At 71.0% G+C, this 13,470-nt stretch carries 11 protein-coding genes; 7 read left to right on the top strand and 4 right to left on the bottom strand.

The features are described from left to right. The first annotated feature begins 1 nt into the window (after position 1). Complete coding sequence (locus tag ACWGI2_RS06955; RefSeq protein WP_453694399.1) at positions 2 to 2,566, top strand: ABC transporter permease; 2,565 nt, start codon at positions 2 to 4, stop codon at positions 2,564 to 2,566. Between the two features lie 57 nt (positions 2,567 to 2,623). Then, positions 2,624 to 3,544, top strand: a complete 921-nt coding sequence (locus ACWGI2_RS06950) for a TIGR03621 family F420-dependent LLM class oxidoreductase (RefSeq protein WP_453396055.1) — start codon at positions 2,624 to 2,626, stop codon at positions 3,542 to 3,544. Between the two features lie 55 nt (positions 3,545 to 3,599). Here ACWGI2_RS06950 and ACWGI2_RS06945 read toward each other — a convergent pair whose 3' ends face one another. Both ACWGI2_RS06945 and ACWGI2_RS06940 read right to left on the bottom strand, forming a co-directional pair. After that, positions 3,600 to 5,216, bottom strand: a complete 1,617-nt coding sequence (locus tag ACWGI2_RS06945) for an outer membrane protein assembly factor BamB family protein (protein ID WP_453694398.1) — start codon at positions 5,214 to 5,216, stop codon at positions 3,600 to 3,602. Positions 5,217 to 5,303: 87 nt separating this feature from the next. Then, a complete protein-coding gene (locus ACWGI2_RS06940; RefSeq protein WP_453694397.1) occupies positions 5,304 to 6,869 on the bottom strand; it encodes an outer membrane protein assembly factor BamB family protein in 1,566 nt (521 codons plus the stop codon). Between the two features lie 148 nt (positions 6,870 to 7,017). Here ACWGI2_RS06940 and ACWGI2_RS06935 point away from each other — a divergent pair, with 148 nt between their 5' ends. From ACWGI2_RS06935 to ACWGI2_RS06920, 4 genes are all read left to right on the top strand, one after another. Then, positions 7,018 to 7,440: a GNAT family N-acetyltransferase gene (locus ACWGI2_RS06935; RefSeq protein WP_453694396.1), complete on the top strand. Its 423-nt coding sequence runs from the start codon at positions 7,018 to 7,020 to the stop codon at positions 7,438 to 7,440. Between the two features lie 121 nt (positions 7,441 to 7,561). Continuing rightward, positions 7,562 to 8,893 carry a hemolysin family protein gene (locus tag ACWGI2_RS06930; protein ID WP_453694395.1) on the top strand — a complete coding sequence of 444 codons (1,332 nt, stop codon included), beginning with the start codon at positions 7,562 to 7,564 and terminating at the stop codon, positions 8,891 to 8,893. After that, entirely contained in the window at positions 8,890 to 9,903 is a 1,014-nt protein-coding gene (locus ACWGI2_RS06925) for a hemolysin family protein (RefSeq protein ID WP_453396050.1), read from the top strand. The genes ACWGI2_RS06930 and ACWGI2_RS06925 overlap by 4 nt, the downstream gene beginning before the upstream one ends. A 10-nt stretch (positions 9,904 to 9,913) precedes the next feature. Beyond that, positions 9,914 to 11,545, top strand: a complete 1,632-nt coding sequence (locus ACWGI2_RS06920; protein WP_453694394.1) for an ABC-F family ATP-binding cassette domain-containing protein — start codon at positions 9,914 to 9,916, stop codon at positions 11,543 to 11,545. A gap of 19 nt (positions 11,546 to 11,564) precedes the next feature. Here ACWGI2_RS06920 and ACWGI2_RS06915 read toward each other — a convergent pair whose 3' ends face one another. Together ACWGI2_RS06915 and ACWGI2_RS06910 are read right to left on the bottom strand one after the other, a co-directional pair. Then, a complete protein-coding gene (locus ACWGI2_RS06915) occupies positions 11,565 to 11,813 on the bottom strand; it encodes a holin (RefSeq protein WP_453396048.1) in 249 nt (82 codons plus the stop codon). A gap of 86 nt (positions 11,814 to 11,899) precedes the next feature. Beyond that, positions 11,900 to 12,295 (bottom strand): cupin domain-containing protein, encoded by a 396-nt coding sequence (locus ACWGI2_RS06910; RefSeq protein ID WP_453694393.1) that lies wholly within the window; start codon positions 12,293 to 12,295, stop codon positions 11,900 to 11,902. A gap of 52 nt (positions 12,296 to 12,347) precedes the next feature. Here ACWGI2_RS06910 and ACWGI2_RS06905 point away from each other — a divergent pair, with 52 nt between their 5' ends. Then, on the top strand, positions 12,348 to 13,340 hold the full coding sequence (locus ACWGI2_RS06905) for a GlxA family transcriptional regulator (RefSeq protein WP_453694392.1): 993 nt from the start codon (positions 12,348 to 12,350) through the stop codon (positions 13,338 to 13,340). Positions 13,341 to 13,470: the final 130 nt, after the last annotated feature.

Genomic DNA, 13,470 nt, shown 5'->3' with positions numbered 1-13,470 from the left:
CATGCTGAAGGCAACACTCAGGAGCTTCCTCGCGCACAAGGGCCGGCTGCTGCTCTCCGCGCTCGCCGTGATCCTCTCGGTGGCGTTCGTCGCGGGCAGCCTCATCTTCTCGGACACGGTGGCCCGCACCTTCGACCGGCTCTTCGCCTCGACGTCCGCCGATGTGACCGTCGAGGCGAAGGAGAACCTCGACGAGGCGGTGCCATCGGGGCAGACGCCGACGGTCCCCGCGAAACTCGCCGACCGCCTCGCGGAGGTCGACGGGGTCGCCCGGACCCGTGTCGACGCGGCCGTCGAGAACATCACGGTCGTCGACAGCGAGAACGACCCGGTGGGCCCCACCACCGGCGCCCCCACCATCGCGACGAACTGGTACGTCACCGACCGCAGCCCCGTCGAGCTGACCTCGGGGCACGCACCGCGCGGCAAGGACCAGGCGCTGCTCGACGCGGACACGGCCGACAAGAAGGACGTGGAGATCGGCGACACCCTCACGGTGCTCGCCGCGCCGGGCTCGTTCAAGGTCGAGGTCGTCGGCATCGTCACCTTCACCACCACCAACCCCGGCGCCGCCCTGGTCTTCCTGGACACCCCGACCGCTCAGCGTGAACTCCTCGGCGACAAGGACGCGGCCACGGGCATCTCCGTGGACGCCGCCGCCGGCCTGAGCGACACCGAGCTCAAGCGCCGTCTCGCCGCCGAACTCGGCTCGGGCTACGACCTGAAGACCGCGGGCGAACAGGCCGAATCCGCGGCGTCCGAACTCGGCGGTTTCCTGGACGTCATCAAGTACGTGATGCTCGGCTTCGCCGGGATCGCCGTCCTGGTCGGCATCTTCCTGATCGTCAACACCTTCTCGATGCTGATCGCGCAGCGCACCCGCGAACTGGGCCTGCTGCGCGCGCTCGGCGCCGACCGCAGGCAGGTCCGCCGCTCCGTGCTCACCGAGGCGGTCCTGCTCGGCGTGGTCGGCTCCACGGTCGGCCTCGCGGCGGGGATCGGCCTCGCGGCCGGGCTCATCGAGCTGATGGGCGCCTTCGGGATGAACCTCAAGTCCACCGAGATGGTCATCGGCTGGGGAACTCCCGTCGCCTCGTACGTCGTCGGGGTCGGCGTCACGTTCGTCGCGGCGTATCTCCCTGCCCGGCGCGCGGCGCACGTATCGCCGATGGCGGCGCTCGCCGACGCCGAAATCGCGGGCGTGGGGCGGCCGTTGAAGATCCGCGCGGCCATCGGCGCGGTCGTCGCGGCGACGGGCACCGCCGCCCTGGTGGGCTGCGCCACCGCCGAGAAGACCTCGTCGGCGGCGTCCCTGCTCGGTCTCGGCCTCGTCCTCACCCTGATCGCCACCGTCATCGCGGGACCGCTCCTCGTCCGCCCGGTGATCCGGGTGCTCGGCGGCGCGTTCCCCGCCCTGTTCGGCTCGGTCGGCCGGATGAGCCAGCGCAACGCGCTGCGCAACCCGCGCCGCACGGGCGCCACGGCCGCCGCGCTGATGGTGGGGCTCGCCCTGGTGAGCGGCATGTCCGTGGCGAGCGCGTCGATGACCAAGTCGTTCGACGAACAGATCGACAAGACGCTGGGCGCCGACTTCGTCGTACAGAACAGCAACTTCATGCCCTTCTCTCAGGAGATCACCGAGAAGGTGAAGGACACCGAGGGCGCCGGGCTCGTCGTGCGCCAGCGGTTCGCGCCCGTAAAGGTGTCCATGCCGGACGGCAAGAGCGTGGAGACGACCGCCGCGGGCTACGACCCGCGCCTCGACGACGTCGCCCGCGTCACGTACGTCGACGGCGGCACCGCTCGCGCGCTCGCGCCCGGAAGCATCGCCATGCAGCGGGACTTCGCGCGGGACCACAAGGCCCGGATGGGCTCCAAGCTGCCCGTGGAGTTCCCCGGCGGGCGCAAGACGGAACTGACGGTGGGCGCGCTCACCGACCAGCCGGGATCCGAAGGGTTCGGCATCGAGGGCGGGATCTTCTTCGGCATGGAGACGGTCGAGGAGTTCGTGCCGGGCGGTCAGGACTCCGCGCTGTACGTGAACGCGGCCTCGGGCACGGAGGCCGACACGCTGCGCGACCGTCTTGAGAAGACACTCGACCCGTATCCGCAAGTGCAGGTCCGTGACCAGGCCGACTACAAGGAACTGATCCGCGAGCAGATCGCCGTGATGCTCTATCTCGTCTACGCGCTGCTCGGCCTCGCGATCATCATCGCGGTCCTCGGCGTGGTCAACACCCTTGCCCTGTCGGTCGTCGAGCGCACCCGCGAGATCGGTCTGCTGCGCGCCATCGGGCTCGCCCGGCGGCAGTTGCGCCGCATGATCCGCCTGGAGTCGGTGGTGATCGCGGTGTTCGGCGCGCTGCTCGGGCTCGCGCTCGGCCTGGTGTGGGGCATCGCGGCGCAGCAGGTGCTCGCGCTGCAAGGCATGACGGCGTTCGCGATCCCCTGGACGACGGTGATCGCCGTACTGATCGGCTCCGTGGTCGTCGGCCTCGCGGCGGCTCTGCTGCCCGCCCTGCGCGCGTCCCGCATGAATGTGCTGGCGGCCATCGCGCACGAGTGAGGGCCGGGGGCCGCCGCACCCAACTGGCCATACGAGTAAGGAGAGTGAGGGGATTTCATGGCTCGCCCGTTCCGCTTCGGCGTCAACATGATGACCCCGGCCGCCGGGGACGAATGGCGCCGGAAGTGCCGCCGCGCCGAGGAACTCGGTTACGACGTCATCCTGGTGGCGGACCACATCGGCATGCCCGCCCCGTTCCCCGCGATCGTCGCCGCGGCCGAGGCCACCGAGCGGCCCCGCGTCGGCACGTTCGTCCTGAACGCCGCGTTCTGGAACCCCACCCTGCTCGCCCGTGAGGTGGCCACCACGGACGCGCTCACGGGCGGGCGCCTCGAACTCGGCCTCGGCACCGGCTACGTAAAGGCGGAGCACGACATGGCGGGCCTTCCCTGGGGGACGCCGGGGGAGCGCGTGGCCCATCTCCGGTACACGGTCGAGGAGTTGGACCGGCTCTTCGCCTCCGAGGAGTTCCAGCCGCGTCCCGCACAGCGGCCCCGGCCGCCACTGCTCATCGGCGGCAACGGCGACCACATGCTGAAGCTGGCCGCCGAGCACGCCGACATCGCCGCGTTCTCCGGCGCACGGGCGGGCGCGGACGGCAAGCCGTCCGTCATCACGGCGGAGGAACTGGACGAACGCGTCGCGGCGTACGGGCGCTTCGCCTCGGCCCACGCCAAGGCGACCGAATCAGCTCCCGCCGAGCCCCCCGGACCTGCCGAGCCCGCCGAACTGAATGTCCTGATCCAGATGGTCGAGGTGACCAAGGACCGGCGTGCCGCCATCCGCCCTTCCCTCCCGCTCATCCCGAACCTCACCGAGGACCAGGCCCTCGACCTGCCGATCCTCCTCCTCGGCACGGTCCGGCAGATGGCCGACCAACTGCGCGCCCAGCGGGAGCGGTACGGCTTCTCGTACATCACCGTCCTGGAGCCGAGCATGGAGGCGTTCGGCCCCGTCATCGAAGAACTGGCCGCATAAGAACTGCCGCACAGGAATTGGCCGCCTGAGAACTGGCCGCCCAAGGCCTGTCGGCCTACTTGGCCGCGAAGCCGAACATCATGATCGTCTCCTTGCCCCCGGAGTACTGGGCGAGCAGGTCGGAGCTGAGGAACAACTTGTTGTTGTGGAAACGCAGTTCGGAGATCATGGGCGGCAGCGCGGTCGGCCGGGTGCCTGCGTCGAGTAGCAGCGTCTCCTTCTTCAGATCCCTGCCGTCGAGGGAGACGACCTGTGCGTACGGGCCGCTCTTGTAGACGAGTACGTTCCCGCCGTCCATGCGGATCGGAAAGATGGGGGAGCTGTCGCCCGCCTCCACCTTCTCCCCCGTGGTCTTGCCCGTGGCCAGGGAGAAGACCACGATGTCGTTCGTCGACGAGAACTTCTTCGCCCCGTCGCGCGGTTTGGTGGGGACGTAGAGCTTGCCGTTGCCCGCCGCGATGCCGCGGCAGTCCTGGACGACGGATACGGTGCCGCACTCGTGCAGGTACTTGCCGTCCGGCAGCGCGATCCGCGTACGCCGGTCGCCCTTCTCGTCGAGGGAGAAGACGTCCGTGGCGCCGGACGACGTGATCTCACCGGAGTCGAGGGCGACGACCACCGGCTCGGTGGAGACCACGCTGGGGCTTCGGACGCCCGCGGGCAGCTTGTGGGTCCACTTCGACTTTCCCGTGGCCGGGTCGAGGAGCTGGACCTCGAATCGCTCCGATCCGTAGTCACCGCAGGAGCGGACCGCCACCAGCCGCTCGCCGCCTCCGTAGCCGACGTCGCGGCACTTGTCCCCCTGCTTCGGCTCCCACAGGACGTCGCCACCGCGCAGGTCGAAGGCCGCGCCACCGTAGAGGCCCCCGACGGCGACCGTGTCACCGCTGATGGTGACCTGGTTGAACACCGTCTTCTCCTTCTGGTAGCCGACGGTGATCGACTTGGTCCAGAGCTTCTTGCCGGTGTCCACGTCGAAGGCGGTGACCTCGGTGCACGCGTCCTTGAAGCCCCTGTCGTCGTGCACTTTCGCCCCCGTGACGACCACGGCGATGTTGCCCTTGCCGAGGTCCGGGGAGCCCGCGCACGACTCGCCCGGCTTCGGCAGGCGGTAGAGCCCCTTCCCCGACGAGGCGTCGACGCCGACGATCGCTTCGACCGAGGCCTTCGCGTACACCTTGTCGGTGAGCCAGGACCCCTGCGCCTTCCAAGTGGTCTCCCCCTTCGGCAACTTGGGCTGCAAGGCCTTGGTCGAGAAGAACGCCTTGGGGACCTTCGGCGGCTTCTCCTTGGGCTTCTCGTACGTGGGCGCCGCGCCGTCGCCGCCCGGCTTGGCCGCGGTCTTGTCCTTCGAGCCGCCGTCGACCGAGGTGGCGTACCAGACGCCGCCTCCGACGATCAGGGCGATCGCGGCGACGACGGAGACGACGATCGCGGTGCGGCGACCGGGCCGTCTTCCTCCACCACTGCCTCCGCGTGGCGGGGCGGGCGCCGGTATCGGCTGGTAGACCTGATGGGGGCCGAAGCCACTGGGCGGCGGGGCGACGGGTGGGCCGAAGCCCGGGGTCTGCCCCTGCGGGGGCGGGCCGAAGGCTCCCTGCGGAGGCGGGCCGAAGGCTCCGGGGCCCTGGGGGTGCTGCGGGGACTGCTCGGGGGGCGGCGGCTGCGTCATCGTGGCTCCACTGCTGGTGAGGGTGTGGCTGTCTGCTGCTGTGATGCCGGGGGCGTCACCGGGCCAAGGCCCTGCGATGCCGGGGCGTCACCGGGCGAAGGCGAGCATGCGGGCCTTGCCCTCCTCGCCCTTGCCGCCGTAGCTCTTGCCCTCCAGGCGCGTGGGGGTCACGAAGAACCGCTTGTCGGCGTACAGGGTGTGGCCGGCGTACATACCGGCCTCCATGCTCTGGGCCGAAGAGGTGTGCCGCAGCAGTACGTCCGGCTTGCCGCCACCGGGGCCGAAGCGCACGGTCTGCCCGTTCTTGCCGTCCTGCGCTTGCGCGTAGGCGATCACCCCGGGCCGGCCGGGTCCGACCACCGGGACCGGCGTGAGCTGGCGCCCGCCCTCGACCGAGCCGGTCCACTTGGACTTCCCCGTGCGGAGGTCGAAGGCGACGATCTTGTTCGGGCCGAGGATGCCGCCCTTGGGCTCGCTCGCCAGATAGAGCGTGTCCGCGTCGACGGCGGCTCCCGGACAGTTCTGCACGCCCTCGCCGGAGTCGCCCGCTCCGGCACACATCCCGAACTTGTCCGGCCCCTTGCCGACACTGATCCAGGAGCGCTGCTTTCCCTTGTCGTCGACGGCGACGACGGCCCACTTGTCCATCTCTTCGCGGTTCTGGACGACGGCCACTGCGGGGTCGACCGAGTAGACCTTCTGGACGCTCCAGCCCTTCTTCGTCCGGTAGGTCCACTTGACGTCGCCGGTGCGGGGGTCGAGCCGCTTGAGCCGGCCGTGCGTGCTGGGACTGCCCGGCTGACAGGACTCCACCTGGAGCAGCCGCGAGCCGCCCGCGACGCCGTCGAGGGAGCAGCCGCCCTTCCGTTCCCGCTCGGTCGTGAACAGCCGCTTGCCGTCGCTGATCCGGTAGCCGCGCATGGTGGCGCTCTGGTCGACCAGGACGGTGCTGCCCGTGATGGCGACGTGGGTCATGCTGGTGTCGTCCCAGAAGCCGCGGTCGACGAGCTCCTTGTGCCAGCCCTTCTCACCGGTCTTCAGGTCGATCATCCGCAGCTGGTCGCACTGCGAATTCCCCTCGGACTTCCGCTTCGTGTACGCGACGACCACCTTGCCGTCCGGTGTGGGGTTCACCGGGGTGTCGCACACGGTGCCCGGCAGCGGCACCGTCCATGCCTTCGAGCCGTCGGCGGTCCGGTAGCCGGTGACCTCGTTGTACTCGGCCTGGGCCACGATTCCGGGCACGTGCCAGAGGTCCAGCAGCTGCGCGCCCTTGCCCGGCAGCTTGAGGTCGTTCATCGCGAGCCAGGCCTTGGCCTCGCCGGGCTTGCGCCCCGCGTTGACGTCGATCACGGCGGCCGACCCGTCGTCCTTCGCGCCGGCGCCGGCGTCCCCGTCCGGCTCGGCCGACTCCTGCTCGCCGTCCGGCGTCTGCCGCGTCTGCGCGGCGACGGGTTCACGGGAACCGTTCCCGTCGCCGTCTCCGTCTGCTTGCGTGACGGCGTAGAAGCCCACACCGATCAGGACCAGGGCGACGGCTCCGGCACCGAGGGCGAAGCGGAGCCTTCGCGGGGCGCGGGCAGGGGGCGCCTGCTGGACGTAGGGGTTGCCGGGCACGGGCTGATGCACCGGCTCGGAATCGCGATTGACCATGACCGAGATTCTGGACCAATCATGACTGTTTCTAGAGCTTTTTTCTAGAAAAAGTTTTCATCGCAGGTTTCCGGTTCCGAGCCGGTGACCTCGGCAGTGTCGCCGAAACCGCTCGCCAGAGGGGCGGCCGCACTGCTTACATCTCCCCATGAGCGATCTTCACATCCGCTGCGCGACCCCCTCGGACATCGACACCGTGCTGCGCTTCTGGAGCGAGGCCGCCGAGGGGACGAGTATCAGCGACGACCACGACGGAGTGGCGCGTCTCGTCGCCCGAGACCCCGAAGCCCTGCTGCTCGCGGAGCGCGACGGTCTCATCGTCGGCACCGCGATTGCCGGCTTCGACGGCTGGCGCTGCCACCTCTACCGCCTCGCCGTGCACCCGGACCACCGCCGCCGGGGCATCGGTTCCGCGCTGCTCGCCGCGGCCGAGGAGCGTTTCGTGGGCCTCGGCGGGCGGCGGGGCGACGCCATGGTCCTAGACCGCAACGAACAGGCCCATCACACCTGGCACGCCGCGGGCTACGCGCCCCAGCCGCAGTGGAGCCGCTGGGTGAAGCACCTCCTTTAACATGGACGGACCACTCGAACGCCAACGAAAGGTGTGAGCGTCCGCCCATGGGCGAGCCTCCTAGTACCCGACATCGCGCATTCCCCCGGTCCCTGCCCGATCATGGGACGGAGGTGACCCGATGACCGAAGTGCTCCTGCTCCTCGTGGCGGTGCTGCTCTCGGTGGCCTGTGGCGTCTTCGTCGCTGCCGAGTTCTCCCTCACGACGGTCGAGCGCAGCGAACTGGAGCGAGCCGTCGAACGCGGCGAGCGCGGTGCCGCCGGCGCCCTCAAGGCCGTCAAGAACCTCACCTTCCAGCTCTCCGGGGCCCAGCTGGGCATCACCGTCACCAATCTGGTCGTCGGCATGCTCTCCGAGGCCTCCATCGCCAAGCTGATCTCGGGCCCGCTGCGCGCCATGGGCATCCCCACATCGGCGGCCTCGTCGATCGCCCTGGTCATCGGCACGGCCCTGTCGACGGTCTTCCTGATGGTCGTCGGTGAGCTGGTCCCCAAGAACTGGGCGATCTCGTCGCCGCTGGCCGTCGCCAAACGGGTGGCGACCCCGCAGCGCCTGTTCAGCGCCCTGTTCCGCCCCTTCATCGCGCACCTGAACAACACCGCGAACCGCTCCGTACGCCGCTTCGGCATCCAGCCCACCGAGGAGCTGGCCTCCGCGCGCAGCCCCAAGGAGCTGGTGGCGCTCGCCCGGCACTCCGCCAAGGAGGGCTCCCTGGAGGCGGACACCGCCGAGCTGTTCGTCCGGACCCTGAACCTCGCCGACCTCTCCGCGGAGAACGTGATGACGCCGCGCGTCCAGGTCATGGCACTGGACGTCCTTGCCACCTGCGAGGACGTCGCGAACGCCACCCGGGCGACCGGTCTGTCCCGTTTCCCCGTCTACCGCGGCAACCTCGACTCGGTCGTCGGCGTCGCGCACATCAAGGACGTCCTGGCCGTACCGGCCGAGCGCCGCGCCCGCTTCCCCGTCGCCGAGCTGATGCGCGAGCCCCTCCTCGTACCGGAGTCACTGACCGTCGACCGCCTGCTCGACCGGCTCTCCGGGAAGCGCACGATGGCCGTGGTCATCGACGAGTACGGCGGCACGGCAGGCGTCGCGACCCTGGAGGACATCGTCGAGGAGGTCGTCGGCGAGGTGCGGGACGAGCACGACCCGCACGAGACGCCCGACATCGCCGCCGACGGCACGGACGACGACGGCCGGACGCGGTACTCCGCCGACGGCTCGGCCCGTACCGACCAGCTCGCCCGCGTCGGCCTGCGCGCGCCGGACGGCCCGTACGAGACGCTCGCCGGTCTCGTCGCGACCGAGCTGGGCCGTATCCCCGCGGAGGGCGACAGCGTGGACGTGGGCGGCTGGCGGCTCGACGTCGTGGACGCCCGCGGCCGCCGCGCGGCCCGCGTCCTGCTGCACGCGCCCCTGCACGACGACCACCAGGAGGAGGAGCGATGACCGCCATCCAGTTGCTGATCGGCCTGGCGACCCTCGTCGTCAACGCCTTCTTCGTGGGCGCCGAGTTCGCCCTCATCTCCGTACGCAGGAGCCAGATCGAGCCGTACGCCGAGGACGGCGACCGGCGTGCCGAGAGCGTGCTGTGGGGCCTGCGGCACGTCTCCGCGCTGCTCGCCGCCGCGCAGCTCGGCATCACGCTGTGCACGCTGGTGCTCGGCATCGTCGCCGAGCCCGCGATAGCGCACATCCTGGAGCCGCTGTTCGACGGGGTCGGGGTGCCGCACGGTCTGGTCCACCCGATCTCGTTCGTCATCGCCCTGGCGCTCGCGACGTATCTGCACATGCTGCTCGGCGAGATGATCCCCAAGAACATCTCGCTGGCCGAGCCGGTGCGCACGGCCCTGCTGCTCGGCCCGCCGCTGGTGGCGATCGCACGGGCGCTGCGCCCGGTCATCTTCGCGATCAACGCGTTCGCCAACGGCCTGCTGAAGCTGCTCAGGGTCGAGGCCAAGGACGAGGTGAGCGCGTCCTTCTCGGACGACGAACTCGCCCGGATGGTCAAGGACTCCAGCGACGCGGGCCTGATCGACGACCGCGCCCAGGAGCGGCTGCACGACGCCCTGGAGCTGGGCCGCCGTCCCGTCAGGGACGTGGTGCTGCCGCTGGAGAGCGTGGTCTACGCCCGCGTGGGCGTGACGCCGGAGGAGCTGGAGCGGCTCTCCTCGGAGTCCGGTTTCTCGCGCTTCCCCGTGGTGGACGACGGCCGCCGCATCGTCGGCTATCTCCACGTCAAGGACGCGCTCGACCGGATGCCGCGCGATCTGCCGTTCCGGGTGCCGGACATGCGGAAGATCGCCCAGGTCCGGGAGACCACGCCGCTGGACGACGTGCTGACCGCGATGCGCGGCAGCCGCACGCATGTGGCGGCGGTGCTCGGCTCGGACGGCAGGCTGGCCGGCATGGTCACGATGGAGGATGTACTGAGGGAGCTGTTCGGCCAGCCCGTGTGAACCGAGGGGGATGCGCACCGTGAGTCAACTCGTCCTGCGCGACGTGTCGTACGGCTATCCGGAGCGGCCCGTGCTCGAACGGGTCTCCCTGTCGGTGCGGCCCGGCGAGAAGGCCTGTGTCATCGGTGAGAACGGCTCGGGCAAGTCGACGCTCCTGCGCCTGATGGCGGGCGAGTTCGCGCCCGCCGACGGCGAGGTGGCCGTCGTCTCTGACGGCGGCACCGGCTACCTCGCGCAGACCCTGCGCCTCCCGCCGCACGCCACCGTGCAGGACGCGGTGGACGACGCGCTCGCCGAACTGCGGGACCTGGAGCGGCGGATCCGCGAGGCGGAGGAGGCGCTCGGCTCGGCGGGTCCGGCCGAACTCGCCGCCTACGGGGACCTCATCGCCGCTTTCGAGGCGCGTGACGGCTACCGCGCCGACGCGCGCCTCGACGCGGCGCTGCACGGTCTTGGCGTACCGCATCTGGAGCGTTCGCGCACCCTGGGATCGCTGTCCGGCGGCGAGGCCGCGCGCCTCGCGCTCGCCTGCGTCCTGGCCCCGCAGCCCGAGCTGCTCCTCATGGACGAGCCGACGAACCATCTGGACGACCAGGCGCTCGGCTGGCTGGAGGAGCGGCTGCGCGCCCACCGGGGCACGGTCGTCGCCGTCACCCACGACCGCGTCTTCCTCGACCGGGTCGCCGAGGTGATCGTCGAGGTCGACGGCGACCGCAGGTCGGTTGCCCGCTTCGGCGGCGGCTGGCACGGCTATCTGGAGCAGCGCGCCACCGCCCGGCGCCGCTGGGAGGAGCGCTACCGCGAGTGGAGTGACGAGGTCGCGCGCCAGGAGCGGCTCGCCGAGGGCGGCTCCGACCGGCTCTCGGTGGGCTGGCGGATGAGCGAAAGCCCTCGTTTCGCGGGCCATCAGCGGTCGGTGGAGGGCCAGCTCTCCGGGATCGTGCGCAACGCGCGCGAGCGGCTGCGCAGGCTGCGCGCGGACCCGGTGCCGCGCCCGCCCGACCCGCTGTACTTCACGCCGGGCGAGGGCATCGAGGGCGGCGACCACCCCTTCGTACGCCCGGTCGCGCTGACGGACGTCACGGTGGGCGAACGCCTCGCCGTGGACCGGCTGCTCCTCGATCCGGGCTCGCGCACGCTGGTGACCGGGGTGAACGGCGCGGGCAAGTCGACGCTGCTGGGCGTCCTGGCCGGAGTACTCACCCCGGATCGCGGGGAGGTCCAACTCCCGGCCCGCGTCGGCTACTTGCCGCAGGAGATCGAGTACATCACGTACGAGGACACGGCGAGGCCGCTGCTCGACGCCTTCGCGGCGGGGCTCGCGGGGCTCCCCGAGGACCACGCGCAGACACTCCTGTCCCTCGGCCTCTTCCGCGAGGGGGACCTGGTGGTGCCGGTGAAGGGCCTCTCCGTGGGGCAGCGCCGCCGCTTGGCACTGGCACGCCTGGTGACCCGCCCGGCCGACCTCCTCCTGCTCGACGAGCCGACGAACCACCTCTCCCCCGCGCTCGTCGAGGAGCTCGACGAGGCGCTGGCGGGATACCGGGGCACGCTGGTCGTGGTGTCGCACGACCGGAGGCTGCGGGAGCGGTTCCGGGGCGAGCGGCTCTCGGTGGGGTCCGGGCGGGTGGCCCGCTCATAGGGCGACGGGTGGCCCGCTCCTAAGGCGTGGCGTGCCCCCCGCGGGCGGTCGGCGTCTCCGTGATGCCGGGTCCGCCCGCCCCGGCGTTCGCGGCGCCGACCGCCGTGAGGACGGCGAGCAGCGTCGCCATCCCCGCGGTGGCGAGCGCCGCCTTCCAGTCGACGTCCAGGAGGGTGGTCGCCCCGGCGACCAGGACGGCGGCGAGCGACTGCGCGAAGGTACGGAGCGCGCGCTCCGCGGTGGCCTTCCAGAATCCAGCGGTCCACATGTCTGGCCCACCCTCTCGTGGTTGACGGGTCAACACTTGGCATACCGCTGTTGACTGCCGCTGCCCAGAAGGCCGACGTGCCGCTCTCAGAGATCGAGGCTGTGGCCCGTCGTCGCGTCCACGTGGGACGGGATCGCGTCGTGGCGGTCGCCGACCGTCGGGGTGCCGGTGGGCTCGAAGACGAGGATCCTGGCGCCGGAGGGGGCCGACGGCTTGTGTTCCGTGCCGCGCGGGACCGTGAAGACGGCGTCCTTGGGGAGGGTGACCGTGCGTTCGCCGGTCGGCTCGCGCAGGGAGATGCGCAGTTCGCCTTCGAGGACCAGGAAGAACTCGTCGGTGTCGTCATGGACGTGCCAGAGGTGGTCACCCTCGACCTTGGCCACGCGTACGTCGTAGTCGTTGACGCGGGTGACGATGCGGGGGCTCCAAAGGGCGTCGAAAGAGGCCAGGGCCTTGCTGAGGGCGATGGGTTCGTTGCTCATGGGTCCAGCGTCCGACGGTCACGGCCACCGTCGTGAGTGGTAGAAATAGCGTATGTCGCAAGAATCCTCTCAGGGCGCCGGGAACGGGGAACTGCATCGCGTCGTCGTCATCGTCGACGCGAACTCCAACCCCTTCGAGCTCGGCTGCGCCACCGAGGTGTTCGGCCTGCGCCGCCCCGAACTGGGGCGAGAGCTCTATGAGTTCGCTCTCTGCTCGCCCGAGCCGCGCACCCTGATGCGGGACGGGTTCTTCACGCTCACAGGCGTCGCCGGACTGGAGGCGGCCGAATCGGCGGACACCCTGATCGTGCCCAACCGGCCCGACATCGAGGTCCCCCGACGCCCGGCCGTCCTCGACGCCGTGCGCCGGGCGCATGCCCGAGGGGCCCGGCTCGTCGGGTTCTGCAGCGGCGCCTTCACCCTCGCCGAGGCCGGGGTGCTCGACGGGCGCCGGGCCACCGCGCACTGGCAGTGGGCGGACGACTTCCGGGTCCGTTTCCCCCGCGTAGAGCTCGAACCGGACGTGCTCTTCGTCGACGACGGCGACATCCTCACCGCCGCGGGCAGCGCCGCCGCCCTCGACCTCGGGCTGCACCTGGTCCGCCGCGACCACGGCGCCGAGGTCGCCAACGCAGTGAGCCGACGCCTCGTCTTCGCCGCCCACCGGGACGGCGGTCAGCGGCAGTTCGTGGAGCGGCCGGTGCCCGAAGTGCCGGACGAGTCCCTGGCCCCGGTCCTCGCCTGGGCCCAGGAGCGGCTCGACTCGCCCCTCTCCGTACCGGGTCTCGCGGCGCACGCCGCGCTCAGCCCCGCGACCCTGCACCGCCGCTTCCAGGCCCAGCTCGGCACCACGCCGCTGGCCTGGCTCACGGGTGAACGCCTCGCGCTGGCCTGCCGGTTGATCGAACGGGGCGTCGCCCCCTTCGAGACGGTCGCCCGGCGCAGCGGGCTCGGCACCACCGCCAATCTGCGCGCCCTGATGCGCCGCGAGACAGGCCTGACCCCCTCGGCGTACCGCCGCCGCTTCGGGCCCGCGCCGGACTGAGCCGGGCCGCCAGGGGCCGGGCCGCTGTTCTCCCGCACCCCCTCCGCCACAACGGCCGACTTGCGGCCTACTGCTCCCTCACCCCGTCTCCTAAGGTCACCGCTTGATATGGCCATGACGAAGAAGAGGG

The organism is Streptomyces sp. NPDC054866 (assembly GCF_053610745.1).
This window is presented reverse-complemented; position numbering and strand designations above follow the sequence as displayed.

Bases quoted from the DNA above. Each gene is read 5' to 3' on its own strand.
- ACWGI2_RS06955 (WP_453694399.1), top strand. From the start codon at position 2: ATGCTGAAGGCAACACTCAGGAGCTTCCTCGCGCACAAGGGCCGGCTG.
- ACWGI2_RS06950 (WP_453396055.1), top strand. From the start codon at position 2,624: ATGGCTCGCCCGTTCCGCTTCGGCGTCAACATGATGACCCCGGCCGCC.
- ACWGI2_RS06945 (WP_453694398.1), bottom strand. From the start codon at position 5,216: ATGACGCAGCCGCCGCCCCCCGAGCAGTCCCCGCAGCACCCCCAGGGC.
- ACWGI2_RS06940 (WP_453694397.1), bottom strand. From the start codon at position 6,869: ATGGTCAATCGCGATTCCGAGCCGGTGCATCAGCCCGTGCCCGGCAAC.
- ACWGI2_RS06935 (WP_453694396.1), top strand. From the start codon at position 7,018: ATGAGCGATCTTCACATCCGCTGCGCGACCCCCTCGGACATCGACACC.
- ACWGI2_RS06930 (WP_453694395.1), top strand. From the start codon at position 7,562: ATGACCGAAGTGCTCCTGCTCCTCGTGGCGGTGCTGCTCTCGGTGGCC.
- ACWGI2_RS06925 (WP_453396050.1), top strand. From the start codon at position 8,890: ATGACCGCCATCCAGTTGCTGATCGGCCTGGCGACCCTCGTCGTCAAC.
- ACWGI2_RS06920 (WP_453694394.1), top strand. From the start codon at position 9,914: ATGCGCACCGTGAGTCAACTCGTCCTGCGCGACGTGTCGTACGGCTAT.
- ACWGI2_RS06915 (WP_453396048.1), bottom strand. From the start codon at position 11,813: ATGTGGACCGCTGGATTCTGGAAGGCCACCGCGGAGCGCGCGCTCCGT.
- ACWGI2_RS06910 (WP_453694393.1), bottom strand. From the start codon at position 12,295: ATGAGCAACGAACCCATCGCCCTCAGCAAGGCCCTGGCCTCTTTCGAC.
- ACWGI2_RS06905 (WP_453694392.1), top strand. From the start codon at position 12,348: ATGTCGCAAGAATCCTCTCAGGGCGCCGGGAACGGGGAACTGCATCGC.